Here is a 25,356-nt window from a genome sequence, read left to right as displayed (position 1 = left end):
ACGCACCGAGATGTGCACATGACTTCAAACGTGTAAGCGAAGAGGGCGAACTCGCCGAGCGCGGGCGACTCGAGCACTAGTTGGCGCGTCGGTGAAACCCGCGCTTCCATGTGCCGCTGACTGAATAGGTCACATCGGCGTAGAAGAAGGTCGTCCTACCGCCCTGCGTCGCATTTGGTGCGTCGCGCAGAAACCGTCCGGGAATGAGGTGTGTCAAACCCGTTTCCATGCGTAACATCTGAGGCACAATCCAAGCGCGGATGCGAACGTCCACCTGGCGTCCGCCATCGCGGCCTGAGTGGCCGCTTGGGTCACGGACACCCGTGCTCGCGAATGCGTCGGCCGCCGCAGCCAGCCCTACCCATCGATACACAGCGAATCCGTCGAGTCGCGGTGCTGGGGCCACCGAAAGCCGTACCCCTGCCGTACGGATATTCTCGCGGCCCAGCGCACCGTAGATGCTGGTGGGAGCAAGATCGACCCGCCGATTTCCAAAGAGTGCATCGAAGCGATTCCACCTGGCGTCACCTGGATTCTCGTCCCCACTGCCGAAGTCGTACTCGACGCCAATCCGTGGCGACCATGCGCGGCCAAATGTGTAGCCGCTGCTTGAATGGAGGAACCACGCCGAGACGTCGAGTGGGCGCCGATCGGAGGGCATATTGGAAGCATGCGCGGCGCCCGTTTGCCCCGCTGCTTCGACATCAAGATCGAGCGTCTGGGGCTTGCTGGCGCGAAACGCGCGTGCTCCCCCAGTCCAGATGTGCCGATCTCGAGTCCCTTGCGTTCCAGAGGCGTCATGTTCATCAAGCCGAAAGCCATAGGCTTCTGCACGCACCTCCCGCACTAGCCTAGGACGCTCGTAGAACACTCCCCAGAATCTCGTCCCCAGATGCTCGCGGTCAGCACGAAGCCGATTCTCGAATAGCGATTGGCGATCATCGGGCAGCGTGAGGACAGGAATCACGGCGAAAGTCGTAATGGCCTGTCGGGCGTTCCGCCAATTCAGCCGGATGCCGGTGAATGTCCGAGTCACGTCGCGGTACGCCTCTTGTGCAACGAGACGTCCACTCCCGAGTTCCATGCTGAAGCGGCCGGCCTGGACCTCTGGAAAGAACGGCTTGGTTGTGCCGCCGCCGGGAAGACGAACGTGCGCCTGCAGCAGATCGAACGCGTCGACGAGCGCCGTCGAGACGTTGCTCTGTGTGTCCGTCAAATAGGCCCGCGCGTCCTGCAGCTCGCCGACCAGCCTCACCCTCCCTAGCGGTAGGTCCACCCGGAGGGTCGTGCGGAGAGCCAAAGCCTGGTCGTCACCAGTGAGGCCAGGGCGGAACTGATTCCGAAGGCTCGCATATCGGCTGCGCTGGATCATTTCCCAATGGGGAGCGGCCGGCGGGGCCGGCGGTGCTCCGTCTTGGTCTGCAGCCGGCTTCTGCGACGCCGTCTGCCCATGAGCCGATAGGGCAGTGAGCCACAGAAGAGTCGCCAACAGACCACACCGCTTCACGGTTGCCATCGTGGGAGGACGTCACCAGTCTGGTCTGTGATAACCCCGGTCACAGAACTCGTTGCAGTCTGACCAATGGCGACCGAGGGCAGCGAGAGTAAAGACGCGAATAGAAGATTCAACGAAGCACGAGACATGCTTCTCTCCTGGCGATCGAAGACGGTAGGCACCGGCCGCGCGGTTAAGTCGCGCACGGCAGTGTTGATTGTTCGTGTAGGGGAGCCGACGATCTGGGCTGGGCCGCTGGTAGAAGCTACCAATTGCGGCGGGATGTTCTCATCCGCCTGGCAGATGTCGGCTGTGTACACGCACACTCACGCGTGGTGCAACAGAGACAGCGACAGGCGGTGGCGAGGGAGAACATTCGAGCGAGCCGACTATACATCAAGGAACCCGTTTGACGACTCGGGCAGCGCCTCTCGGCCAAAGTGCCCGTTCCTGAAGGAGGCCCGATGAGCACGGAAATTCCAATCGCCTGCACGCTGTCACCGAGCGACTATCGCGAGCGAATGGCCGCCTTCGCCGCCGTCCCGGAACTGGTCGCCAAACTCACGGGACGTCGGCAGTGAGATCATCACAATCGCATTTCGAACCAGTCTGCTGTCCGTGTTGGCGGCATTCGGCCGAGATCGGGGGTGCTTTTCGTTCTGGGCGTTCCTGCGTTCTTACTGCCGCCTCCGCGTCCTGAACGGTAAGAACCCCGCGCGGCGCTTCGGGAGGGCAGTGGAGCAGCGCCGCGCGTCCGTGGTGGGCCGAGCGCTTCTGGGCTGGGCGGGATATGCTTGCGGTTGAAATGCAGGCGGCGTCGCTGTTCGCGTTCGTCGATGCCCGTCGGGCGCAGGTGGCCATGGTGGCGCTGGTGAGCAACAGCGTCGACAAGACCTCGGGTGATTTCGACACGGGCGGCGACACGTTCAGAATGAGTGTTCTCGCGGCAGTCGCCCGTGCGGCTCGTGCATTCGTTGCTGGCCAGGCTGCACCAGGACTGAGCGAACCCTGAGATCTCGCAACGTGACGCCTGGCCTCACTGGAACAGGAGCAAGCGATGCAGAGCTGCTGTGGCTCACCATTTGAATCCGCGGCGGACCAGCAGTTCAACGCAAAGAAAGTCGCACACGAACTGAAACGCTACCGTGAGCAAGGCCCTCGCCCCACCACGCGCTTGTTGATCGATGATATCGCCCGATCGGGAGCATTGAGCGGCACTGTGCTGGACATAGGCTGCGGTATCGGGGGGCTGACCTTCGGGCTGTTGGAACGTGGCGCCTCGCGTGCAGTGGCGGTGGATGCGTCGACAGCGTATGTCGAGGCAGCGCGCCAGGAAGCGGCCCGACAAGGCCGAAGCGATGCCATTGAATTCGTGCACATCGACTTCGTCAGGGCCGGCACGCAGCTCGCGCCGGCCGGCGTCGTCACGTTGGATCGTGTCGTGTGCTGTTATCCGTCGTGTCAACAGTTGTTGGATGCCGCACTCGACCGGGCAGAGCAATGCCTCGCCCTCTCGTATCCGCGGGACGTGTGGTACGTGCGTGCTGCCATGCAACTGGAGAACGGAGGACGCTGGCTGGCACGCAACGCGTTCCGGACGTTCGTGCACTCCGCCGCCGCCATTGAAGCGACGATAGGCCGAGGCGGGTTCAGGCTCGTGAGTCGTCACCAGACGTGGATGTGGTCAGCAGACGTGTATGTCCGCGAGTGACCACAGCGCGCAGGGCCCGGCGGTACCGCCCGCCTCGGCTCCACCAACGCTCGCCTCGGGCTCTGGTCCCCAAGGGCGCACCATAAGTCGTTACATGTGAATAGTTGAAAGACATTAGCCGGCGCCGGAGCGAGCGACCGGTGCGGGTTCGGGGCGCTTACGGTCATCAGCGCCGCGAAGAAGGGCGCCACCGCGACGGTGTGGAGTTCCAACCCGGAGATGGTGGCGCTCGCCCGACGCCTGGCGCTGGACGCTGGTGTGTCGGGCAGGACGACGTTCGTCCAGGGCGACCTGTTCGAGGCCGATCTGTCCAGGGCAACGGTCATCACGCTCTTTTCTGCTGCCAAGCATCAACGAAACGCTGCGGCCGAAGCTGCTCGAACTGCAACCAGGCACGCGCATCGCATCCAACACCTTCGGCATGGGTGACTGGGAACCGGATGCAAACGCGACGGCCTCCGACTGCGAGACGTATTGCAATGCGCTTGCGTGGGTGGTGCCAGCAGGGCGGCGGGCACGTGGCGGCTCGGGAACGAGACCCTGGCGTTTACCCACCCGTATCAGAGGCTGTCGGGAACCCTTGAAGCAGGCCAATCACGGCTGGGAAGCTCAATGGCACCGACATCAGCATCACGGTTGGTGAACGAGTCTACGCTGGCCGGGTCGAAGGCGATAGCATGACGGGGCAGAACTGGTCGGCCAACCGTCTTGGCATGAAGCCGGCGCTCTGATTGGGGAGGGCGGCGTCCAGCGGCCCCTTCGATGTCGACTGTCAGCCTCTGACCGCGGCCGGTGAACGATGATGAAACTGACGCGGCTGGCGTGGGTGACGTGGGTGATGGCGATCCTGGCGGCCGCCCAGGCCGGCTCGCCGACGGTGCGCGCCGGCACCCGTGACCAGACCCCACCGACACAGCAGCCTCCCGAGCAGGAACAGCGGCAGCCCACGATCCGGGTCGACACCGAGGTCGTGCGCGTCGACGTCACGGTGCTCGATCGCCGCGGACGCCTGGTCACCGATCTGACGATGGAGGACTTCGTCGTCGAGGAGGACGACGTGGCGCAGCCGATCACGTCGTTCAAGTTGGTCGAGGCGAGCGGCGAGCCGGCGGAGGTGGACAGGACGTCGCTGCCGATCCGATCGCGCAGCCACGCGCGCCAGGAGGCGGAGCGCGACGACGTGCGGGTGTTCCTGATCTTCTGGGACGAGTACCACATCGACCAGATGGCGAGCGCGCTGCGATCGCGCGAGGCGCTGACGAACTTCGTGCTGACGGCGTTCGGGCCAACCGACCTCGTGGCCTTCATGGAGCCGATGACGCCGCTCGATGCGATCGAATTCACGCGCGACCGGCGCCAGCTTGCCGAGCAGGCGCGGAAGCTGCAGGGTCGGCGCGGCATCTACGTGCCGCCGCGCAACGGCGCCGAGGAGGCACACCTGTCGGCCATGCGCGACGTCGAGCGCCTGCGGCACGAGGTGACGGTCTCCGCGATCAAGGCGGCCGCCGTGCACCTCGGCGCCATCCGCGAGAGCCGCAAGGACATCATCGTGGTGTCGCAAGGATTCCGCGGCGAGAACGACGTGATGCTGGACCTGATCCGCGCCGCGAACGCCAGTAACGCCGCGATCCACATCGTGGACCCGCGCGGGCTGATGGTCGGCGGCGGGCGGAGCATGTGGATGGACTCGGTGTCGAGCGAGACGGGGGGGAGGACGTATCGTCGCAACGACATGAAGGACGCCATGCAGGAAGTGGTCGCGGCATCTCGCGCCTATTACCTGCTCGGCTACGCCCCGTCCAACGGCACGCGCGACGGCAAGTACCGCAAGATCAAGGTGCGGCTGAAGCGCGGCGGCATGGAGGTGAAGGCGCGGGCTGGCTACTGGGCGCCGAGCCTGTCGGAAACGGAGCGCTCCGCGACGGCCGCCGCCAACGCCGCGGTGCCGCCCAGCGTCGAGCGGAGCTTTGCCGACCTGACGCCGGCGATCTCGCGCCGCGGTGCGGACGTCTGGTTCGGCACGTCGGTGGCCGCCGGGCAGTTCACCGGCCACGTGAGTTGGGCGCCACGGCCGGGGACTGCTCCGACCGACGCCGTGGCAGACGTCCACGTGGAGGCCCGGACGGTGCACGGTCCGGTGTTTATGGGGTCCGTCGATCGGCTCGAGGGCTCCGGCTTCAGCGTCACGCCAGGGTCGCTCCAGTTGACGATTGCGTTCCGCAACAGCGCCGGGGAAGCGCTCGACCGCGAGATACGGACGCTGACGATCCCGGATCCCGCCGGCACGCCGATCGGTCTGACGACGCCGACGGTGTTCCGCGCGCGAGGGCCGCTCGAGTGGCGCTCGCTGCGCGGCGCGACAGCGCCCACACCGACGGCGCTGCGCGACTTCGCACGCGGCGACCGCCTGCTCATCCGCGTGGGCGCGTTCGGCGTGGCCGCGACCGCGGCGCAGGCGACGGCCCGCCTGGTCAACAGGCGCGGCGTCGATGGCGCGGCCATCCCCGTCGTCGCCCGCGGTGAGGGCCGCTTCGAGATCGACCTGCCGCTCTCCAACATCGCGGCCGGGGAATGGTTGCTGGCCATCGACGCGGCATCCGGGGAGGATCGTGCCCAGGCGATGCTGCCGTTCCGCATCGCCCAGTAGACGCGTCATTTTTTGCTGGCGAGCGCCTCGCTGGCTGACGTCCACGCGTTTGCCGCAGCGAACGGAGGGAGTTCCGTCTGCTTCGCCGGAACGGCCGCGGCACCTGGAGCACTCGCCTCGATCGAAGCCTGAAACACCCACGACACGCCCGGCGTTAACCTGTTGGCATCAACCAGGCGGTTTGCGGTCTCGAAGGCGGGACGCATGCGGAGGCGCGAATGAAACGTCTAAGAACAACTCTCGCGACCACTGTCGTCGCGATTGCGGCAATAGTGGTCCTGCACGGCGTGGGCGCAACGGCGAAGAATCAGCCTCCTGCGTCAGCGCAGGCTGGGCCAGCCGGGCAGCCGGGTCAGGGGCCTGCAAGCGCGCCACCAGCGCCGGACCAGACCAAGCCCCAGGTCTTGACCGTGACGACGGGCACTCGCGCTCGATATCGCGTCACGGAGCAACTCGCGGGCATCAGCTTCCCGAGTGATGCGGTCGGCACTACAGACGCGATCACTGGCGCGATCGTTCTGAATCCGGACGGTTCCTTCGGCCCCACTTCGAAGATCGACGTGGACCTGAAGACGCTGTCCACCGATCAGGCGATGCGGGACGGCTACGTGCGGCGCAACACGCTCGAGGTCGAGAAGTTCCCGACGCTCACGATCGTGCCCAAGCGTGCCAATGGCCTCAAGATGCCGCTTCCGTCCGGCATGGGCGCTCAAATGGGATTCCAGCTGGTCACGGACATGACGTTGCACGGGGTGACCAAGGAGATCGTCTGGACCACGATCGCGACGTTCGCCAGTGACGCCGTGAGCGGGAGCGCGAAGACTACGGTCGATTTCGCTGCCTTCAATCTCACCAAGCCGTCTCTGGCCAGGCTGGTGAGCGTGGATGACAAGATCCACCTGGAGATCGAATTCAGGGCTTCTCGGCGAGGGCAGTAGAGCAGGGGCACCATACATCCCGACCTTCTCACCGATGTGGGTCGCGTTGGTCGTGCGGTGAACTGACGCGAATGGTAGGAGCTCGAGAAATGTCCGTGAACGCTCTACCGCTTCAGTACGCCAGGACGACCGACGGTGTGAACATCGCCTTCTTCAGCAGCGGCGAGGGGCGCCCGATCGTCTTTGCGTCGAACATCTTCGGCGACGCGCACCTGTACGGCCTCGGGTGGCCGCACGTCCGTTGCATCACAGACAAGCTGTGCGCCCTGGGCTGGCGTGTCCTGCGGCATGACCACAGGGGCATGGGTTCCTCGGACCGAGACGTCGAGGACCTGCGTCTGGATGGACGAGTGAGGGACCTCGAAGCGGTGGTGCAGGTGGCCGGCCTGCCGCGCTTCGCCCTGGTTGGGACCAGCATAGGCGCGGCAACCGCCATCGCCTACGCGGCGCGACACCCCGGGATGGTCTCTCAACTCGTGCTCCTCAGTCCGTTTGCGTCGGGCGCGGAGCTGTTCGAGCTGCCAGCACTGCGCGTCGCAACAGCGGCTCGAGTCAACGACGATCACGAATGGAGCGTCGTCGCGAATGTGCTGGGCAGCGTGTCCACGTCGTTCGGCGACCAGGGGCTCGGGCGTCAGATCGCCGAGGCGATTCAGCAGGGCACGTCCTGGTCCGGGCTCGAGGCCCATCAGCGGGCATCAAAGGAGATCGCGCTCGCAGGCCTGCTGCCGCATGTGCGCCTGCCCACGCTCGTGATCCATGAACCGGCGTTTCCGTTCGGGTCCTTCGATCAATGCCGGCAGGTCGCGGCCGGCATTCCGGGCGCACGCCTCGTCATCGTCGGTGGGCGATCGATCGCCGGGACTGCGCATGATGGACATGTGGCCGTCATTGATCGATTTCTCCGTGCTGGCCGCGTTGACGGGTACGTGTCGGTCGACGCCGGACCGACGCCCGACGCGCGTGCTGTCCCGGACGGACTCACGCATCGCGAGGTGCAGGTCCGCCAGCAACTCTCGGCCGGGCTCCGAAACAAGGAAATCGCGGCGACGCTCGGGGTCGCGGTTCCCACGATCGAGCGCCACCTCTCCAATCTCTATGCCAAGATCGGTGCGCGCGGGCGAGCCGACGCGACGGCGTACGCGCTCCGGCACGGCCTCGACTCTCCCGGCGGGTGAACAGAGCCCCTACAAGTTTTCCATGAGGCGCGCCGCCCCTGCTGAAGCAGGTCCTGCACGATTGGGACGACGAGCGATGTGTGGCGATCCTGAAGAACTGTCGCCGCGTCATGCCGTCGACTTCCCGACTCCTGCTCGTGGAATTCGTGTTGCCGCCCGGCAACGAGCCCTTTCTCGGGAAATGGGTCGATCTGCACATGCTCGTGATGGCACCAGGAGCGCGCGAAAGGACGGCTGATGAATACCAGTCCCTTCTGGTCAGGGCAGGCTCCACGACGTGTTCCGTGGTCCCGACCGCCGTCGGTCCAAGCGTGGTGGAAGCCATGCCACTGGAAGCGGCGGATATCGGCAATGGTTGATGAGAGCGGTTGGCCGGTCCGTCGCGTCGCATATTGGCGGTCCCATCTCGGCGTGGCGTTGGTGCATTTCCGAGTCATCGACCCGTGAGGGCCGGCGTGAGCGGCGGCTTGCGGCGGTGGTGTGTTCCCTGTTCGAAGGCATACGCAATCCGGAAAAGGTCCGACTCCCCAAACGGCCGCGCCATGAATTCGATGCCGACCGGGAGATCACCAATCAATCCGGCTGGGACTGCAATCGCGGGGAAGCCAAGAACGGGGCTCAGCCGCCGATTGTTCCCAAGGCCCGCGGTGTCAGGAAGGACGGTTCGGGTCATGGCGTCGTCGGCGATGATTCCGGGAAGGTGATCGAAGGTCGCATACATCAAGACGTCGACGCGCAAATCAGCCATCAGCGTGAACACCAATTGGCGCAGGTCGTCTTGGTTGCGCAGCACCTGGGCGTATCCGAGATCGTCGGGAGATTTCCCGATGGTTTCCATCAGAGTACGTGCCCGAGCCGGCGCCACGAGTCCCGAGAGCAGGATGTCTCGCAGTGACTTGTACGGCGCATTCGAATGCGACCGGAGATATGCATCCATCGCGCGCTCGGTCTCGAATACGTTGCCGTCGTAGGTGCGTTTGAGGCGCTCAATCACGTCGGGAATCGTCACGTTGTCTACGACTTCTGCTCCGAGCTCAAGCATGCGTGCAATTGCGCGATCGACGACGCCTCGAACCAGTCGATAGTCATCAGCATTCGCGTTGGTGTTGCCATTCATTGGCTCCCGAATGACCCCGACCCTCGCCTTGCGGAGACCATCGGTGCGAAGCGACGAGGTGTAGGTGTCTGGTATTTGCCGTACACCGAGAGCAGTGACCGGATCGTTTCGGTCGTATCCAACCATCACATCGAAGAGAATCGCGGCGTCTCTGACGGTTCGGGTCATGGGACCGATGGTGTCAGTGCTCGGCCTCGAGGGACTCATTCCATGCCGGCTTACAAGGGGAAGTGTCGGTCGCAGTCCGACGAGCGCATGTACCGCTGCCGGCCCACGGACGGAACCTCCGGTATCCTCGCCGATCCCGATGGTCGCAAAACTTGCGGCGACTCCGGATCCAGTGCCTCCCGACGAACCACTCGCACTCCGCCGAGGGTCATAGGCATTGCGAATGGGTCCGGACGCCGAGCTGATGTATCCGGACGCGAATTCCCCCATGGTCGCCTTGCCGATGATCAGCGCGCCCGCCGCCTTGAGTCGCGCAACCACCGTCGCGTCACTCTGTGGCAGGAAGTCCTTGAAGCCAACGAACCCGTGCGTTGTCGGCAGCTCCATCGTGTCGATTTGATCTTTTACCAGGGTGGGCACGCAGTGCAGTCGTCCGACTGGGCCGCTTGCCTTGAACACTGCGTCCAGTCGATCAGCCTGCTCCAGTGCACGCGTGTTGATCGTCTGCACGGCATTCAGGGCGGGGCCGGCCTTGTCGTACGCATGGATGCGAGCGAGGTAGGCTTCCACGAGCCTACGGCACGTAACGCGGCCGTCGCGCAGCGCGGCCTGAACGTCGTCGATCGTGGCTTCGGTGACCTCGAAGACGGGTGATGCTGTTGACCCGAGAGTCTGGCCGTGGATGCCCCCAGCCACACCCGATACCACAATCATCGCCAACGCCAGCGCACGATTCGAGCGCATCTGTCCTCCTGGAGAGTAGGCGGATTAACCGCGTCCCGGCACGTGACGACGGACCGAGGCCAGCGCGGCACTGCACACGAGCATCGCGATCGCGATCGTCGCAAAGAAGGACTGAGCACCGCGGTACTCGAGGGCCCAGGCGCCGACGTAGCCGCTGATCACCGCGCCGATGCGCCCGAAGGAGGCGGCGCTGCCGGTGCCCGTGGCGCGGATCGCCGCTGGATAGACGTGCACGGCGAGCGCGTACATCGTGGTCTGCACGCCGTTGATGAGCGCGCCGGTGATCGCGAGCATCGCGATGAGTGGGCCGATCGGTGCGGTTGCGGCGATCGGCATCAGGCTCATCGCCGCGGCGCTCGCCACCGCCAGGCCGGCGAGCGCGACCATCGACACGCGCGAGCCCCACCGGGTGATGCACACGCCGCCCGCCAGCGCGCCGGCGACCCCGCCCAGGTTGAAGGCGGCGATGCCGGTGCTTGCCATCGACGACGGGAAGCCGGCGGCGCTCAGCAGCGACGGAATCCAGCTGAAGCCGAGGTAGACCGCGAGGAGGCACGAGAAGAACGACACCCACAGCGCGATCGTGTCGCCCCGCCGCTCGGGCGTGAACAGCGCGACGACCGGCGCGCGCGATGCCGCGACCGGCGCTGGATCGGCGAACGTCGTGTCGTCCGCCACGGCGAAGCGCATGCGACGCAAGGTGGCGATCAACTGCGGCCGGCGATGCGGAAGGCGCGCGAGGAAACGCGGCGATTCGGGCAGGAGCCACGGCAGGACGAGCGCGGCGGCGAACGGCAGCGCGCCGCCGATGAAGAAGAGCCCGCGCCAGCCGATCGCCGGCAGCGCCGGGATCGCCGCGAGTCCGGCCAGCGTCGCGCCGAGCGGCACGCACACGATCGTCACGGTCACCGCGAGCGGGCGGTGCCGGAGCGGGACGTACTCGCCGGAGAGCGCCGCCGCGTTGGGAATGGCGCCGCCCAGCCCCAGCCCCGCGAGGAAGCGGAGGACGCCGAGCGCTGCGACGCCGTCCGCCGCCACCACCGCCATGGTCATCACGCCGAAGACGAACAGGCAGCCGAGGAGCGCCGTGCGGCGCCCGTAGCGATCGCCTGCGAGGCCCGCCATCGCGCCGCCGGCCATCATTCCGAGGTAGCCGAGCGACACGACCGGCGCGAACGCCCCGCGGGGCACCGACCACTCGCGCATGAGGGTGGGAATGGCCACCCCCATCAACTGGTTGTCGATGCCGTCGAAGATGATGGTGAGCGCGGTCAGCGCCACGAGCCAGCGCTGATAACCGCTGCCGCGGCCATCGTCGAGCAGCCGGCCGACGTCAACGACGCGTGGCGTGGCCATCGGCGGCTCCCCGGACGGCGGGCGCGTGCATCACGGCCGGCACTCGTAGCTCGCCAGGACCTCGGGATCGCCGGTGCCCTTGTAGTGCGCATGCTGCGGGTAGGCGCACAGCGGCCGGCTGCGTCCTGGGGCGCTGCGCCCCGTCGCGGGCACCGCGTCTGGCGCCGTACCCTGCTCCACCCACGCCACCAGCGGCGTCAGCAGATCGAAGCGATCGAGCGCGCCGGCCCCGCCGCCGCAGTGGCCCATGCCAGGCGAGAGGAACAGGCGGCTCCAGCCGCGGACCGCGTCCGCGCCGCCGTTGGTCCCGCCGATCCGCTCGTAGTACTCGACGGTGTCCATCGCCGAGAACCACGGGTCGCTGACGCCGTGGTAGAAGAGCAGCTTCCCGCCGCGCCCCGAGAACGTGCTCAGGTTCGTCCAGGTCGCCGTGTCGGTCAGCGCCTGCTGCGCGTCCTCCTCGGCCACCCGCGCCTCGGCGTCGACGTCCTGCTCGAAGCCGGGCACGGGGGGGACGGGCGAGCCCGCGTTCGGCATCAGGATGCCCGGGATGCCGGGGCCCGCGGTGACGATGCCGGTGTCGTAGAGGAACTTCGGATAGACCTGGCGGCCCTTCGAATCGCGCGGCCCGGCGAAGGCTGTTTCGATCGCCGCCACCTGCGGCGCCGACAGGCAGCCGTCCGCCTTCAGGCCCTTGCACGCCAGCGACGCCGGCGAGAAGCGGCACGCGCGGGTGTCGAAGATCAGGCCGTCCTTCGCGCCGTCGTTGGCGTCGCACGCGTCGAGCAGGCCCTCGATCACCGCCTTGCGATCGGCGTCGGAGAACGCCAGCGCGGGCTGCGGCTTGCCGGCGGCGTCCGGCGGCGCGAGCCGGTTGAACGCCACGCGCATCGCGCGCACCGCGAGGTTCGAGTGCCCGGTGCGCATCGCCGGCGCGCCGGCGATGATGCCGTCGAAGTAGCCGGGATACCGCTGCGCCATGAGCATGCCTTCGCGACCGCCGGTCGAGCAGCCGGCGAAGTAGGCCTTCGTGGCGGGGCGGCCGTAGTAGCGCGCGACGACGTCCTTTGCCGCCGACGCCACGCGCCCGACCGCCACGTACGCGAAATCGAGCCCGGCCTGCTGATCGCGCATGAAGCTGGCGTCGAATACTTCGCCCTCGTGCCCGGTGTCGGTCGTCACCACGGCGAATCCGCGGGCGAGCGCCGGCGTGTCGCCCGCGGCGACGCCGCCGACGGGCGGCGCGACGCGGCCGTTGAGGCCGCCACCGCCCTGCATCAGCAGCCGGCCGTTCCAGTCGTCGGGCAACGCGACCGCGAAGCCGATCCCGTAGCGCTTCACGTCAAGACCGGTCCGCCGATCGATCACCCCGTCGACACGGCAGTGCGCGGGCAGCGTCCCTGCGGCCGGTGCGCCCGGAAAGGGCGCTGGCGCCGGGCCCGCCGCCACTCGCTGGCCCTTGACCTCGCTCAGCGTGAGACCCGGCAACTGCAGTGTCGAGAGCGCGGCGCACGCCTCGGCGGACGGGGGCGGCGCTTGAGCGGCCGCACGGGTGGCCCCCAGACAGAGCAGGGCGCAGGTAATGGCGAAGGGTCTCGGCATGACGTCTCCAGGTCAGCGCGTGGACGCCGGCGTCCATACGGCGCGGGCCGTACGCCCGACGAGCTCCAGCTTCGCGCGCTGGTCATCGGGCGTCAGGCGATTGCCTTCGTGGGTCGACGCGAAGCCGCACTGCGGGCTGATCGCGAGCCGCTCCAGCGGGACGTAGCGGGACGCCTCGGCGATGCGCCGCTCGAGCTCGGCCGCGGCCTCGAGCTCCGGCTTCTTCGAGCTCACCAGGCCGAGGACGACGACCCGGTCGTCGGGCACGTGGCGAAGCGGCTCGAACGTCCCCGATCGCTCGTCGTCGTACTCGAGCAGGAAGCGCTGGAAGCGGGCCCGCCGGAAGATGTGCTCCGCGATCCGGTCGTAGCCGCCGGAGGCGTAGAACATGCTCTTGTGGTTGCCGCGGCAGATGTGGATCCCGAACGTCACGCCGGGATGGCCATCGATGATCGCGTTGTCCAGCTCGATGCAGGTGTCGAGCAACCGGTCGGGGTCGCTACCGCGCTGGCGGTAGCCCTCGCGGATGGTCTCGTCGAGGAGCGCCGCGTACTGCGGCGCGTCGATCTGGATGTACTCGCAACCGAGCCGTACCAGCTCCGCGATCTCGCGGCGGGTGAAGTCCACGAGATCGGCGAGGTAGGCGTCGCGAGTGGCATACGCGGCCTTCGAGAACTCCGGATCGTAGTAGGCCGCGGCCTGCTGCGCGCTGAGCAGCGTCACCTTGACCTGCCGCGTCGTGCGGCCCCGCAGGTAGGTGAACTCCTCGACGCTCATCTGCCGGCGCCAGGCCAGCTTGCCGACGACGACCGGCCGCCGCAGCGGCGCCGCGTGGCCCTCGGCGTCGCGGAAGGTCACCGACCATCCCCCTTCGCGATCGAACCCCTCGACCGCCTCGATGAGGTGCCCGAAGAACGCGTAGCGCCGCATCTCGCCGTCGGTGATCACCTCGAGGCCCGCCGCCTCCTGCAGGGCGACGGCCTCGTCGACGGCGCGGTCCTCGATGCGCTTGAACGCGGCGGCCGCGAGCGTGCCGCGCTCCACCTGCCCGCGGGCCTCCTGCAGCCAGGCCGGCCGCAGCAGGCTGCCGACGACATCGCTTCTCCACACGTGCATGGGTTTCCTCTCTACCACGGGCGCTAGACCAGGACACCGCGGGCCAAGCACCTTTTGGGAGTTGGGAATCGAGAGTTGCAAATTGACACAGTCATTTGTCGCTCTGGGGTTCGAGGCCCAACAGCTTGATCGCGTTCTCGCGCAGGATCAGCGGCCGCACCTCGGCGCGGATCGCCGTCTGCTCGAAGTCCGCGAGCCAGCGATCCGGCGTGATCAGCGGATAGTCGGATCCGAACATCACCTTGTGCTTGAGCAGGGTGTTTGCGTACTGCACGAGCGTCGGCGGGAAGTACTTCGGCGACCAACCCGACAGGTCGATGTAGACCGACGGCTTGTGCAGGCAGATCGAGATGGCTTCGTCCTGCCAGGGGAAGGACGGGTGGGCCATGATGATCGGCATCTCCGGGAAGTCCACGGCGACGTCGTCGATCGGCATCGGATGGCCGTACTTCAGGCGGACGCCGCCGCCGCCGGGCATGCCGGTGCCGATGCCGCTGTGCCCGGTGTGGAAGAGCACCGGAAGGCGCGCCTCGGCGAACACCTCGTAGAGCGGGTACGCCAGGCGATCGTTCGGCACGAACTCCTGGAGCGGCGGATGCAGCTTGAGCCCGCGGACGCGGCCGGCCGAGACGAGGCGCCGGGCTTCGGCGACACCGTCGGCGCCGCGGTGCGGATCGATGCTCGCGAAGGCCATCGCGACGTCGGCGTTCGCCTCGGCGAAGGCCGCGACCTCGTCGTTCGAGAGCTGCGGGCGCCCCGACAGCCGCTCGTCCACCGAGAACACCACGCACGCCATGCGGCGCGATCGGTAGTACTCGGCCAGGCCGTGCGCGTCGCGCGCCGCGCCGCTGTCGCCGAAGTACTGGCGCGCGGCGAGGTCGGCGGCCGAGCCGTCGGCGGGTGGCTCGAGGTGCACGTGCACGTCGATGGCGATCTTGTCGCCCGCCTGGATGGTCGAGGGTCTGGTGGTCACGCGTCGATCGTCCTTTCCTCGACGTCGATGAAACGCATCGGTGGACGGGCGCCGTAGAGCGCGTCGACCAACGCGACGCGGCGCCGCAGCACCGCCTTCTGGTTGATCGATCCCTTGTCGGTGATCTCGCCGGCGTCGATCGACGGCGGCTCGGCCAGCAGCAGCGCGCGCAAGACGCGCGTGGAGCTGCCGGCCTGCGCCGCACTGAACGCCGACAGGGCGGTCGCAAACCCGGCGCAGACGGCCTCGCCGTCGAGCACGTCGCCGACCGGCGCCCCCGCCGGGAGGCCGGCGAGGCGGCGGCACGCGGCCAGGTTCGGGAACACCAGCACCCGCACGTCGTCGCGCTCCGGCGCGGCGATGACGACGTCCTGCGCCAGCTCGCCGAGCGCCGAAAGCAGCGCCGCGCGCAGCGGCCCCACCCGCACCCACGTGCCGGTCGACAGCTTGAAGTCCTCGGCGATGCGCCCCTGGAAGGTGAACCCGCGCGCGGGATCGGCCGGATCGACGCAGCCGAGCGCGTCGCCCATCGCATAGAAGCCGTCGTCGTCGAACGCGGCCCGGGTGAGCGCCGGATCGCGCCAGTAGCCGGGGGTGACGTTCGGCCCGCGGACGCGAGCCTCGAGCAGCGCACCGACCGGCTCCAGCTTCAGCTCGACGCCTGGCGCGGCCACGCCGACGCGTCCGCTGACCGGCACGGCCATCGCCCCGGTGCACAGCGCGAACGGCGCGGTCTCGGTTGCGCCGAGGCCGGACACCCAGGGCACGCGCTCCCCGCAGGCCTCGACCGCCAGTTGATCGATGCCGTCCGAGACCTCCTGCCGCAGTCCGGCGGCGGCGTAGAACAGGATCTGCAACCGGCCGAAGAAGCGGTGGCAGAAGTCGGCGTCGCCGCGCAGTGCCTGCAGCAGCAGGTCGTAGCCCCTCGGCACGTTGAAGTAGGCGGTGGTCGCGATCTCGCGCAGGTTGGCGGCGGTCGTGGCGAAGCCGGCCGGCGTCGGCGTCCCGGCGTCGATGTAGAGCGTGCCGCCGTTGTAGAGCGTCAGGCCGACGTTGTGGTTGCCGCCGAACGTGTGGTTCCAGGGCAGCCAGTCGCAGAGCACAGGCGGCTCGTCGGCCAGGAACGCGAGCACGCTCCGTATCTGTTCCTGATTGGCGGTCAGCATGCGCTGGGTGTTGATCACGCCCTTCGGCGCGCCCGTCGACCCGGACGTGAAGAGCACCTTGGCGACGGTGTCGGGCCCGACACGGGCGTGCGCGTCCTCCACCGCCGCGGTCGCCGTGGTGGCGAGGAGCGCGGCGAAGCTGGTCTGCCGGCTCAAGCCCGTGGCCGGGCTGCCGGTGACGACCTCGACGTCGTCGGGCAGCGCCAGGCTGGCCAGGGCGCGATCGAAGCGCTCGCCCTCGGCCGCAAAGATGAGCCCCGGGCGCATCGCCGCGCAGACGGCGGCGAGGGTGCGGTGGTCCTGCGAGATCAGCGAGTAGGACGGCGCGATCGGCGCGTACGGCACCCCAGCGTGCATCGCGGCGAGGCCGAGCACGGCGTGCTCGAGGCCGTTGCCTGACAGGATCACGATCGGCCGGTCGGCCGACAGGCCGCGATCGAGCAGGGCCTGCGCGACCGAGCGCGTGCGCTCGAACGCGACCCGGTAGGTCAGGCGTTCCCAGAAGCCGTCGGGGCGACGCGCGGCGACGAAGGTGCGGTCGGGCGCGCGATCGGCCCACTTCGCCAGGCAGTGCGTCAGGGTCGCCGGATACGGCCCCAGGACGTGCGGCGAGCGGACGCGCAGCCGGCCGCGATCGTCCCGGCTGACGATCGCGTCCGGCGGCAGCATCCGCGGCGTGCGCAGGCGTCCCTCGAAGGCGGGCGACACGTCAGCGGCTCCTTGCCCCGGCCCTGCCATGCAACGCGCCGCCGCGGAACGTGCCGCCGCGCTCGGCGAGCTCCACGAGAAGCGGCGCCGGCCGCCAGCGCTCGCCGTGCTCGCGGTGGAACGCCCGGATGCGGGCCAGCACCTCGCCGAGGCCGCGGCGATCGGCGTAGAACAGCGGACCGCCGCGCCAGCCCGGGAACCCGTAGCCGTTCACGTAGATCACGTCGATGTCCGAGGCGCGGGCCGCGACGCCGGCCTCGAGCGCCCGCGCGCCCTCGTTGACGAGCGCGAGGATCGCGCGATCGACGATCTCCTCGTCGGAGATGGTCCGGGCCGCGATCCCGGCGTCGGTCGCCAGCGACCGGATGAGCGCCTCGACCTCGGGATCCGGCGTCGGCTTGCGCGGCTCGTCGTAGCGATACCAGCCGGCGCCGCGCTTCTGGCCGAGCCGGCCCATCGCCACCAGCCGCTCGTGGACCAGCGGTCGGCGCTCGCGCGGGTCGCTGAAGTGGCCGAGCGCCTTGCGCACTCGCGCGCCCACGTCGAGCCCTGCCATGTCGTCCACCGCGAACACCCCCATCGCCATCCCGAACCCCGCCAGCGCGCGGTCCACCTGCGCCGGCGTGGCGCCGTCCTCGACGAGGAATTGCGTCTCGTACATGTAGGGGAACATCAGCCGGTTGCCGACGAAGCCAGGCCCGTTGCCGACCACGACGCCGAGCTTGCGCACGCGCTTCGCGAAGGCCAGGGCCGCCACCAGCACGTCGAGATCGGTGCGCGATCCGCGCACGATCTCCAGCAGCCGCATCACCGCCGCAGGGCTGAAGAAATGCAGGCCGATCACCGCCTCCGGCCTCGACGTGGCGCTGGCGATCGCGTCGATGTCGAGCGTGGACGTGTTGGTGGCGAGGATGCACCCTGGCCTGGCCGCCGCGTCGATCTCGCGGAACACGCGCTGCTTGAGCGCGAGATCCTCGAATACCGCTTCGATCACCAGATCCGCCTCGACGGCGCGCGCGGGAAAGGCCGCGGGCGGCGTGAGATGGATGCGGGCCAGCCGATCGGCGACGGCATCGGGCGTGAGGCGGCCGCGGGCGACCGTGGCGTCGTAGTTCGTGCGGATCGCGGCTTCGCCGGCGGCCACCGCATCGCCGGTCGCGTCGGTCAGGATCACGTCGAGGCCCGCGTTCGCGCAAGCCATCGCGATCCCCGACCCCATCGTGCCGCCCCCGACGATCGCGATCGTGCGGATCTCGGCCGGGGTCAGGTGGGCCATGTCCTCGGGCAGCTTCGAGGCCGCGCGCTCGGCGAAGAAGACGTGGATCAGGGCCTTGGCCTGCTCACCGCGCACGCACTCGAAGAAGAGCTCGCGCTCGCGCCGGCAGCCGGCCTCGAACGGCAGCCGCGTGGCGGCCTCGATCGCGTCCACGGCCTTCAGCGGCGCGACCTGGTGGCGCCGGATCTTCTCCGCCTGTGCGCGGGCAGCGGCAAGCAGCGGCGCGTTCGTTTCGGGGTCGCCGAGGCGCTCGGCGCGCTCGCTCGTCAACGGGTGCGAGCTCCGCGCCGCCACGCGGCGCGCGAACGCCACCGCCGACGCGGTGAGATCCTCGCCCGCGATCTCATCGACGATGCCGGCGGCCAGCGCATCCTGCGCCGTGACGGGGCGACCCGAGACGCACATGTCGAGCGCCTTGGCGACTCCCGCGAGGCGCGGCAGCCGCTGCGTGCCTTCGGCGCCAGGCACGATCCCGAGGTTCACCTCCGGCTGTCCGACCTGGGCCGCGGCGTCCGCCACACGGTAGTGGCCGGCCATCGCCAGCTCCAGGCCGCCGCCGAGCGCGGTGCCGTGAATCGCCATCACGACCGGCGTGCGGCACTGCTCGACGCGCCGGAGCAGATCGTGCAAGTCGGCCGCGGCTGCCTCGTCGCCCCAGGCAGCGTCCTCGAGCGTCGCGATATCGGCGCCGGCGACGAACGTCCGGCCCGCACCGCGAACCACGATCGCGGCGACACCGTCGTCGCGATCCGCCGCGTCGAGCACGGCGGCCAGGGCCTCGGGCACCCCGGGCCCGAGCGCGTTGACGGGCGGGTTGTCGATCTCGACGACGAGCACGTCGCCGTCACGATGGGTGCGTACGAGCTCGGACATGGGCAGCGGAGACCGCGTTCGCGAAGCGGCCCTGGTCAATCCAACGGAAAGCCGACGTAGTTTTCCGCGAGGCTGGTCATCGCCGCGCGGGAGTGAACGAGATACTCGAGATCGGCGCGTTGACGGCGGCGATCGAAGTCGGTGGCCCCCTCTGGGCGGTGCAGTAGCGAGGTCATCCAGCACGAAAACCGTTGTGCGCGCCAGGTCCGGCGCAGCCCGGCATCGGAGTACGCGTCGAGCGCGGCGTCGCTGCCGGTTCGATAGTGCTCGTCGAGCGCGCGAGCGAGGCGCCACACGTCGGCGACGGCCAGGTTCAGGCCCTTGGCGCCGGTCGGCGGCACGATGTGCGCGGCGTCGCCGGCGAGGAACAACCGGCCGAAACACATCGGCTCGATCACGAAACTGCGCATGCCGGTAAGGCCCTTCTGCAGGATAGGACCTTCGTTCGGCACCCAGCCGTCGCGCATCTGCAGGCGGATCCGCAGTTCGCGCCAAATCCGCTCGTCGGGCCAGGCATCTAGCCGCTCGTCGGGCGGGCACTGCAGGTAGAGGCGCGTGATGCTGGTCGATCGCATGCTGAGCAGCGCGAAGCCGTCGTCGTGCAGACAGTACACCAGCTCCTGCGAGGCAGGCGCGGCCTGGGCGAGGACTCCCAGCCATGTGTAAGCATGGACCTGCTCGTACACCCGTAGCGCCGACGACGGGATCGACGCGCGCGAAATCCCGTGGAACCCATCGCAACCGGCGATGTAGTCGCACACGAACGTCTCCTCGCCATCAGCCGTCCGAACCTGGAGCCGCGGCTGTTCGGTGTCGAGATGGGTGAGCGCCACGTGCTCGGCGTCAAAGAGGATCCAATCGCCTGCGGCACGCCGCGCCTCGATCAGGTCCCGGACGATCTCGTTCTGGCCGTAGACCGTGATTGCCCGGCCGCCGGTGAGGTCCGCGAGATCGAGCCGGTGCCGCACGCCGCCGAACGCGAGATAGAGACCCTCGTGCCGGAGCCCCTCGTTGGTGAGACGGCCGCCCAGCCCGACATCGCGCAGCAGGTCGACCGTCGTCTGCTCGAGGACGCCGGCCCGCACTCGTTCGATCACGTGGTGCTCGCTGCGGATATCCACGGTGATCGACTCGATGCCGGCGCGCTGGAGCAGGTGGCCGAGGAGGAGTCCGGCCGGTCCGGCGCCGACGATCCCGACGGGGATGCGGTGGATGGCCATGGCGACGGCTCAGACGCGCTCGATGAGGAGCGCCACACCTTGGCCGACCCCGACGCACATGGTGCAGAGGGCATAGCGGCCGCGCATCCGGCCGAGCTGCGCGATCGCAGCCGTCACGAGCCGCGCACCGCTCGCGCCGAGCGGATGTCCAATCGCGATGGCCCCGCCATTGGGGTTCACATGGGGCGCGTCGTCGGGCACGCCGAGCGCGCGCAACACGGCCAGCGCCTGGGCCGCGAATGCCTCATTCAGCTCGATCACGTCGACGCGATCGAGGGCGATGCCGGTGCGGGCGAGCAGTTTCTCGACCGCGGGCACCGGACCGATGCCCATCACGCGCGGCGGGACGCCCGCGACCGCCGCGCCTACGTAGCGCGCGCGGGGCGTCAGGCCGTGCGCCCGCACCGCCGCCTCCGACGCGAGCAGCAGCGCGCAACTACCGTCGTTGATGCCCGAGGCGTTCCCGGCCGTGACCGTGCCGCCTGGGTGGACGATTGGCTGGAGCTTCGCCAGCGATTCCAGCGTGGTCTCCGGCCGCGGGTGCTCGTCGGTCGCGACCTCGAGAGCCGCGCCCTTCGGTCGAGGGATGACGATCGGGACGATCTCGCCGGCGAATAGTCCAGTGGCCGCCGCCGCGGCAGCGCGCTGCTGACTGCGCAGCGCGAACCGATCCTGATCGACGCGAGCGATGCCGTGTTCGGCGGCCACGTGCTCAGCGGTCTCCGGCATCGAGTCGATGCCGTATTGCGTCTGCATCCGCGGGTTGACGAAGCGCCAGCCGAGCGTGGTGTCGGCCCAGGCCAGGTCGCGGGCGTAAGCCGCGGCCGGCTTGCCCATCACGAACGGCGCCCGCGACATGCTCTCCACTCCGCCGGCAATCACGAGCGACATCTCCCCGGACGCGATCGCACGCGCACCGCTGATGCAAGCGTCGAGGCTGGACGCGCACAAGCGGTTCACCGTCGCGCCGGGTACGCGATCGGGCAGTCCGGCGAGTAGCAGCGCCATCCGCGCGACATTGCGGTTGTCTTCGCCCGCCTGGTTGGCGCAGCCGAGAATCACGTCGTCGAGCGCGCCCCAGTCCACGGAAGGGTTGCGTGCCTGCAGGGCACGCAGCGGCTCGGCGGCGAGATCGTCGGTCCGGACACCCGCCAGTGCGCCGCCGTAGCGCCCGAACGGGGTGCGCACGGCGTCGCAGAAGTAGACCGGCTGCAGGCCGTTGGACGTCGCCATCAGACGATCCGGCCGGCGGGCTCGCCCGGCTCACGCGGCGTCCCGAGCGCGGCGCTGATCTCGTCGGCCGCCTGTCGCAGCAGCGGGACGACCTCGCGGCGCAGCGTTGCCACGTCGGCGCGAGCAGCGTGCGCGCCGACGTTGAGCGCGGCGACCACGGTGCCGTCGTGCCGGGCGATCGGCACCGCGCACGAACGCAGGCCCAGTTCCAGCTCCTGATCGACGATCGCGTAGCCCTGCGCCCGCACCGCCTCGAGCTCGGCGGCCAGCGCCGGCTTGTCGGTGATCGTGCGGGCGGTGTACCGCGGCAGCTTCATTCGCTTGAGGACATGTGCCCGACCGTCGGCATCGGCCGCGGCGAGCAGGACCCGGCCCATCGACGTGCACGCCGCCGGCAGCCGGCTACCCACGTCGAGGCTGATCGTGAGGATGCGACGGGCGGACGCGCGTGCCACGTAGACGATCTCCTCGCCGTCGAGGACCGCGACCGAGGAGGACTCGTGCAGCTGGTCGGACACGCGCTCGAGGACCGGCTGGGCCACGCGGGCGATGGTCGTCGACGACAGGTAAGCCTGGCCGAGCGTGAGGATCGACGGCGTCAACTCGTAGCGGCCTCCGCTGGCAGCGGCGTAGCCGAGCACCGACAGCGTGTGCAGGCAGCGGCGCGCCGACGCGCGAGACAGCCCGGCGAGGCGCGCGACGTCTGCGACCGAGAGCTGCGAGCCGGCGTCTCCGAAGGCGCGGATCGCCGCCAGACCGCGCGCCAGCGACAGCATGAAATCCGGATCGCCGATCGGCGGCCGGACGGCGTCGCTCCGCTCGAGCCGGACCGGCCGGGAAAGACGTGAAGGGTTCACGGGCCGCCAGATTACGGGGGTGACGCCCGCTAAGTCAATCGATAATCGAACATGTTGTGCGATAATCGGCGCCGCCCAAAATGAGCGAATTCCTCAGCCTGCACGCCGCCGTGGCCGGACTGGTGCGCCCGGGCGACACCGTCGCGCTCGAGGGATTCACGCACCTCATCCCCTTCGCTGCAGGCCACGAGGTGATCCGCCAGGGCATCGGCGAGCTCACGCTCATCCGGATGACGCCCGATCTGCTCTACGACCAGATGATCGGGTGCGGCCTGGCGAAGCGCCTGGTGTTCTCGTGGGGCGGCAACCCCGGCGTCGGGTCGCTCCATCGGCTGCGCGATGCGGTCGAGCGCGGCTGGCCGCGCCCGATTGAACTCGAGGAGCACAGCCACGCGGCGATGGCACACGCGTACGCCGCCGGAGCGGCGAACATGCCAGCGGCGTTCTTCCGGGGATATCTGGGATCGGATCTCGCCGCGGTGAACCCGAACGTGCGGTTCATCGACTGCCCGTTTACCGGCGAGCAGCTTGCCGCCGTCCCGGCGCTTCGGCCCGACGTTGCGATCGTGCACGCGCAGAAGGCCGATCGTGAGGGGAACGTGCTGCTCGAAGGCATCGTCGGCGTGCAGAAGGAAGCGGTGCTCGCGGCCAGGCGGTCGTTGGTCACGGTCGAAGAGGTCGTGAACGCGCTGCCGCGCACCAGTCCCAACGCCGTTGTCCTGCCGTCCTGGACGGTGACGGCCATCGCGGTTGCCCCAGGCGGCGCGAAGCCGTCCTACGCGCACGGCTACTACGCGCGCGACAACGCGTTCTACGTCGCGTGGGACGCCATCTCGCGCGATCGCGGCACGTTCCAGGCCTGGATCGGCGAGCACGTCCTGTCGCGATCGGCTGAGGTCGCGTCGTGACCTGGACGTCGGTCGAGATGATGACGGTCACGGCGGCGCGCGCGCTCACCGACGACGACGTCTGTTTCGTCGGGATCGGCTTACCATCCGCGGCCTGCAACCTCGCGCGGCTGACCCACGCCCCGCGCCTCCGACTGGTCTACGAGTCGGGCACGATCGAGACGCGGCCGGACGTGCTGCCGCTCTCGATCGGCGACGGCGAGCTGTGCGAGACGGCGCTGACGACGGTGTCGGTGCCCGAGATGTTCCAGTACTGGCTCCAGGGCGGCCGCATCACGATCGGGTTCCTCGGCGGCGCGCAGGTCGATCGCTTCGGCAACTTGAACAGCACGGTGATCGGCGACTACGCGCGGCCGCAGGTGCGCCTGCCCGGCGGCGGCGGGGCGCCCGAGATCGCGGCCTGCTGTCGACGTATTTTCATCGTCATGCGACACTCCCGCCGGGCCTTCGTGGACCGGCTGGCGTTCTTGACGACGCTCGGGCACGGGCCGACTGGCCAGGAGCGGCGGGCCCTCGGCCTCACCACGGAGGGGCCAGCGCTGCTGGTGAGCGATCTCTGCATCATGCGCCCGCACCCGGAGACGAAGGAGCTACAGGTGACAAGCCTGCATCCAGGCGTGACCCGTGACCGGGTCGTCGAGGAGACCGGCTGGCCGGTGGCCTTTTCCGGCGTGGTGGTCGAGACCCCGGCGCCGACGGCGCGCGAGCTCGAGGTGCTCCGTGACCTCCACGCCCGGACCGCCGCGGCGCACGGCGTGCCAGCGGAATGATCGGCGTGCGACATGAGTAACCGTCCTATGAGCGATCGCCATGCCCTCGAAGCCGGCAGCCAGCCGCCGTTGCTCTACCCGCCGTACAAGTCCACGGTGAAGCGGGCGCCGACGCAGCCGCTGATCGTGATCCCCGAGCGGTTTGCGTCACTCGCCACGCCTGTCTACGGCTACCTGCCGATTGGTGAAGCGGACAACGACCTCACCCGTCAGCACGCAGGCGAGCCGCAGGGTGAGCGGATCATCGTTGCCGGCCGCGTCCTCGATGAGGACGGCCGCGCCGTGCCGCACACGCTCGTCGAGCTGTGGCAGTGCAACGCGGCGGGGCGCTACCGCCACGCGAAGGACAAACACCCCGCGCCGATCGATCCGAACTTCAGCGGCGCCGGCCGTTCGATCACCGACGCCGAGGGCCGCTACCGCTTCGTGACGATCAAGCCTGGCGCCTATCCGTGGGGCAACCACGACAACGCCTGGCGGCCCGCACACCTGCACTTTTCGCTGTTCGGGCACTCGATCGCGACGCGGCTCGTGACCCAGATGTATTTTCCGAACGATCCGCTGTGCGCGTGGGATCCCATGTTCCAGTCGGTCCGGGATCCGCGGGCGCAACAGCGGCTGGTGTCGCAGTTCGACCTGTCGCTCACTGAGCCCAACTGGGCGCTCGGCTACCGCTTCGACATCGTCCTGCGCGGGCGCGACTCCACGCCATTCGAGGCGCGGGTATGAGCGAGCCACAGGAACCGCTGGTCGCGAGTGCGTCGCAGACGGTCGGCCCGTTCTTCCATGTCGGGCCGGGCGCGAGCGATCGTTGCGGCGTGCTCGCGGGGCCCGGGGTTCCTGGCGAACGAATCCGTCTGTGCATTCGCGTCCTCGACGGCGACGGCGCGCCGGTGGACGACGCGATGGTGGAGATCCGCCAGGCCGACGCAGATGGCGCCTATGCGCTCCCGCCGACGAGTCTCGAGGATCCGCCGCCCCAGTTCGCAGGCTTCGGCCGGTTGAGCACGTCGAAGGACGGCGACTGCTGCTTTGAGACGATTCGCCCGGGTGCGCCCGCGCATGCGGACGGCGCTGCGCACGTCACCGTGTGTCTGTTCATGCGTGGCCTGCTGCGGCACCTCTACACGCGCGTGTACTTCGAAGACGATCTGGCGCTCGATCGCGACCCGATCCTGCTGTTGGTACCGGCCGAGCGCCGGTCAACGCTACTGGCACACCGCGCGGGCGACGGCGCCACCTGGGATTTCGTCGTGCGGCTCCAGGGTCCCGACGAGACCGTTTTCTTCGATCTGTGAGG

General features: G+C 68.8%; 22 protein-coding genes. 11 read left to right on the top strand and 11 right to left on the bottom strand.

All coding sequences use genetic code 11. From position 1 onward, the window contains the following. Positions 1-76: 76 nt before the first annotated feature. Positions 77-1,372: an alginate export family protein gene (locus LuPra_RS20060; protein ID WP_157899451.1), complete on the bottom strand. Its 1,296-nt coding sequence runs from the start codon at positions 1,370-1,372 to the stop codon at positions 77-79. A 913-nt stretch (positions 1,373-2,285) separates the two neighbouring features. Between LuPra_RS20060 and LuPra_RS20055 the strand changes: the two genes are divergently transcribed. The 6 genes from LuPra_RS20055 to LuPra_RS20025 all read left to right on the top strand — a co-directional run bounded on the left by LuPra_RS20055 (position 2,286) and on the right by LuPra_RS20025 (position 8,328). After that, positions 2,286-2,507: a hypothetical protein gene (locus LuPra_RS20055; RefSeq protein WP_157899450.1), complete on the top strand. Its 222-nt coding sequence runs from the start codon at positions 2,286-2,288 to the stop codon at positions 2,505-2,507. Between the two features lie 45 nt (positions 2,508-2,552). Further along, positions 2,553-3,206 (top strand): SAM-dependent methyltransferase, encoded by a 654-nt coding sequence (locus tag LuPra_RS20050; protein ID WP_110172394.1) that lies wholly within the window; start codon positions 2,553-2,555, stop codon positions 3,204-3,206. A 799-nt stretch (positions 3,207-4,005) separates the two neighbouring features. Further along, positions 4,006-5,853, top strand: coding sequence for a VWA domain-containing protein (locus LuPra_RS20040; protein WP_110172392.1), 1,848 nt, complete (start codon positions 4,006-4,008; stop codon positions 5,851-5,853). A 410-nt stretch (positions 5,854-6,263) separates the two neighbouring features. Continuing rightward, entirely contained in the window at positions 6,264-6,791 is a 528-nt protein-coding gene (locus LuPra_RS20035; RefSeq protein ID WP_157899449.1) for a YceI family protein, read from the top strand. Between the two features lie 89 nt (positions 6,792-6,880). Further along, on the top strand, positions 6,881-7,969 hold the full coding sequence (locus tag LuPra_RS20030; RefSeq protein WP_162271456.1) for an alpha/beta fold hydrolase: 1,089 nt from the start codon (positions 6,881-6,883) through the stop codon (positions 7,967-7,969). Between the two features lie 38 nt (positions 7,970-8,007). Continuing rightward, complete coding sequence (locus LuPra_RS20025; RefSeq protein ID WP_110172389.1) at positions 8,008-8,328, top strand: methyltransferase; 321 nt, start codon at positions 8,008-8,010, stop codon at positions 8,326-8,328. Between the two features lie 74 nt (positions 8,329-8,402). Here LuPra_RS20025 and LuPra_RS20020 read toward each other — a convergent pair whose 3' ends face one another. Beyond that, positions 8,403-9,773, bottom strand: a complete 1,371-nt coding sequence (locus LuPra_RS20020; RefSeq protein ID WP_234800955.1) for an amidase — start codon at positions 9,771-9,773, stop codon at positions 8,403-8,405. Between LuPra_RS20020 and LuPra_RS33355 the strand changes: the two genes are divergently transcribed. Beyond that, positions 9,678-9,908: a hypothetical protein gene (locus tag LuPra_RS33355; RefSeq protein WP_234800994.1), complete on the top strand. Its 231-nt coding sequence runs from the start codon at positions 9,678-9,680 to the stop codon at positions 9,906-9,908. The genes LuPra_RS20020 and LuPra_RS33355 overlap by 96 nt on opposite strands. A gap of 114 nt (positions 9,909-10,022) precedes the next feature. Here the strand turns inward: LuPra_RS33355 and LuPra_RS20015 are convergent, their stop codons facing one another. The 9 genes from LuPra_RS20015 to LuPra_RS19975 all read right to left on the bottom strand — a co-directional run bounded on the left by LuPra_RS20015 (position 10,023) and on the right by LuPra_RS19975 (position 22,378). After that, positions 10,023-11,354, bottom strand: coding sequence for an MFS transporter (locus LuPra_RS20015; protein ID WP_110172387.1), 1,332 nt, complete (start codon positions 11,352-11,354; stop codon positions 10,023-10,025). Positions 11,355-11,384: 30 nt separating this feature from the next. Continuing rightward, positions 11,385-12,956 (bottom strand): DUF6351 family protein, encoded by a 1,572-nt coding sequence (locus LuPra_RS20010; RefSeq protein ID WP_110172386.1) that lies wholly within the window; start codon positions 12,954-12,956, stop codon positions 11,385-11,387. Positions 12,957-12,968: 12 nt separating this feature from the next. Continuing rightward, positions 12,969-14,072 (bottom strand): cobalamin-independent methionine synthase II family protein, encoded by a 1,104-nt coding sequence (locus LuPra_RS20005; RefSeq protein WP_110172385.1) that lies wholly within the window; start codon positions 14,070-14,072, stop codon positions 12,969-12,971. Positions 14,073-14,163: 91 nt separating this feature from the next. Then, on the bottom strand, positions 14,164-15,045 hold the full coding sequence (locus tag LuPra_RS20000; protein WP_234800478.1) for an amidohydrolase family protein: 882 nt from the start codon (positions 15,043-15,045) through the stop codon (positions 14,164-14,166). Beyond that, on the bottom strand, positions 15,042-16,919 hold the full coding sequence (locus LuPra_RS19995) for a feruloyl-CoA synthase (RefSeq protein ID WP_234800477.1): 1,878 nt from the start codon (positions 16,917-16,919) through the stop codon (positions 15,042-15,044). The genes LuPra_RS20000 and LuPra_RS19995 overlap by 4 nt, the downstream gene beginning before the upstream one ends. 1 nt (position 16,920) lies before the next feature. Next, positions 16,921-19,068 carry a 3-hydroxyacyl-CoA dehydrogenase NAD-binding domain-containing protein gene (locus LuPra_RS19990; protein ID WP_110172384.1) on the bottom strand — a complete coding sequence of 716 codons (2,148 nt, stop codon included), beginning with the start codon at positions 19,066-19,068 and terminating at the stop codon, positions 16,921-16,923. 35 nt (positions 19,069-19,103) lie between these two features. Then, entirely contained in the window at positions 19,104-20,288 is a 1,185-nt protein-coding gene (locus tag LuPra_RS19985; protein WP_110172383.1) for a 4-hydroxybenzoate 3-monooxygenase, read from the bottom strand. Between the two features lie 9 nt (positions 20,289-20,297). Beyond that, positions 20,298-21,521: a 3-oxoadipyl-CoA thiolase gene (gene pcaF / locus LuPra_RS19980; RefSeq protein ID WP_110172382.1), complete on the bottom strand. Its 1,224-nt coding sequence runs from the start codon at positions 21,519-21,521 to the stop codon at positions 20,298-20,300. Then, on the bottom strand, positions 21,521-22,378 hold the full coding sequence (locus LuPra_RS19975) for an IclR family transcriptional regulator domain-containing protein (RefSeq protein ID WP_234800476.1): 858 nt from the start codon (positions 22,376-22,378) through the stop codon (positions 21,521-21,523). Before LuPra_RS19975 ends, pcaF begins: the two co-directional genes overlap by 1 nt. An 80-nt stretch (positions 22,379-22,458) precedes the next feature. On the opposite strand from LuPra_RS19975, the gene LuPra_RS19970 reads away from it, so the two are divergent. From LuPra_RS19970 to pcaG, 4 genes are read left to right on the top strand one after another with little or no spacing between them, the layout of a single operon-like run. After that, complete coding sequence (locus tag LuPra_RS19970) at positions 22,459-23,286, top strand: CoA transferase subunit A (RefSeq protein ID WP_110172381.1); 828 nt, start codon at positions 22,459-22,461, stop codon at positions 23,284-23,286. A 17-nt stretch (positions 23,287-23,303) separates the two neighbouring features. Next, positions 23,304-24,056, top strand: coding sequence for a CoA-transferase subunit beta (locus LuPra_RS19965; RefSeq protein ID WP_110174782.1), 753 nt, complete (start codon positions 23,304-23,306; stop codon positions 24,054-24,056). Between the two features lie 12 nt (positions 24,057-24,068). Continuing rightward, the gene (gene pcaH, locus LuPra_RS19960) at positions 24,069-24,785 is read left to right on the top strand and encodes a protocatechuate 3,4-dioxygenase subunit beta (RefSeq protein ID WP_162271455.1); all 717 of its coding nucleotides are present in this window, start codon (positions 24,069-24,071) and stop codon (positions 24,783-24,785) included. Continuing rightward, the gene (gene pcaG, locus LuPra_RS19955) at positions 24,782-25,354 is read left to right on the top strand and encodes a protocatechuate 3,4-dioxygenase subunit alpha (protein WP_110172379.1); all 573 of its coding nucleotides are present in this window, start codon (positions 24,782-24,784) and stop codon (positions 25,352-25,354) included. Before pcaH ends, pcaG begins: the two co-directional genes overlap by 4 nt. Positions 25,355-25,356: the final 2 nt, after the last annotated feature.

It is taken from the genome of Luteitalea pratensis (assembly GCF_001618865.1).
GTDB classification, from domain to species: Bacteria; Acidobacteriota; Vicinamibacteria; order Vicinamibacterales; family Vicinamibacteraceae; genus Luteitalea; species Luteitalea pratensis.
Note: the sequence above shows the minus strand (reverse complement) of the source record. Positions and strands in the feature narration are given on the sequence as shown.

Bases quoted from the DNA above. Each gene is read 5' to 3' on its own strand.
- LuPra_RS20060 (WP_157899451.1), bottom strand. From the start codon at position 1,372: ATGATCCAGCGCAGCCGATATGCGAGCCTTCGGAATCAGTTCCGCCCT.
- LuPra_RS20055 (WP_157899450.1), top strand. From the start codon at position 2,286: ATGCTTGCGGTTGAAATGCAGGCGGCGTCGCTGTTCGCGTTCGTCGAT.
- LuPra_RS20050 (WP_110172394.1), top strand. From the start codon at position 2,553: ATGCAGAGCTGCTGTGGCTCACCATTTGAATCCGCGGCGGACCAGCAG.
- LuPra_RS20040 (WP_110172392.1), top strand. From the start codon at position 4,006: ATGATGAAACTGACGCGGCTGGCGTGGGTGACGTGGGTGATGGCGATC.
- LuPra_RS20030 (WP_162271456.1), top strand. From the start codon at position 6,881: ATGTCCGTGAACGCTCTACCGCTTCAGTACGCCAGGACGACCGACGGT.
- LuPra_RS20015 (WP_110172387.1), bottom strand. From the start codon at position 11,354: ATGGCCACGCCACGCGTCGTTGACGTCGGCCGGCTGCTCGACGATGGC.
- LuPra_RS20010 (WP_110172386.1), bottom strand. From the start codon at position 12,956: ATGCCGAGACCCTTCGCCATTACCTGCGCCCTGCTCTGTCTGGGGGCC.
- LuPra_RS20005 (WP_110172385.1), bottom strand. From the start codon at position 14,072: ATGCACGTGTGGAGAAGCGATGTCGTCGGCAGCCTGCTGCGGCCGGCC.
- LuPra_RS19990 (WP_110172384.1), bottom strand. From the start codon at position 19,068: ATGTCCGAGCTCGTACGCACCCATCGTGACGGCGACGTGCTCGTCGTC.
- LuPra_RS19985 (WP_110172383.1), bottom strand. From the start codon at position 20,288: ATGGCCATCCACCGCATCCCCGTCGGGATCGTCGGCGCCGGACCGGCC.
- pcaF (WP_110172382.1), bottom strand. From the start codon at position 21,521: ATGGCGACGTCCAACGGCCTGCAGCCGGTCTACTTCTGCGACGCCGTG.
- LuPra_RS19970 (WP_110172381.1), top strand. From the start codon at position 22,459: ATGAGCGAATTCCTCAGCCTGCACGCCGCCGTGGCCGGACTGGTGCGC.
- LuPra_RS19965 (WP_110174782.1), top strand. From the start codon at position 23,304: ATGATGACGGTCACGGCGGCGCGCGCGCTCACCGACGACGACGTCTGT.
- pcaH (WP_162271455.1), top strand. From the start codon at position 24,069: ATGAGTAACCGTCCTATGAGCGATCGCCATGCCCTCGAAGCCGGCAGC.
- pcaG (WP_110172379.1), top strand. From the start codon at position 24,782: ATGAGCGAGCCACAGGAACCGCTGGTCGCGAGTGCGTCGCAGACGGTC.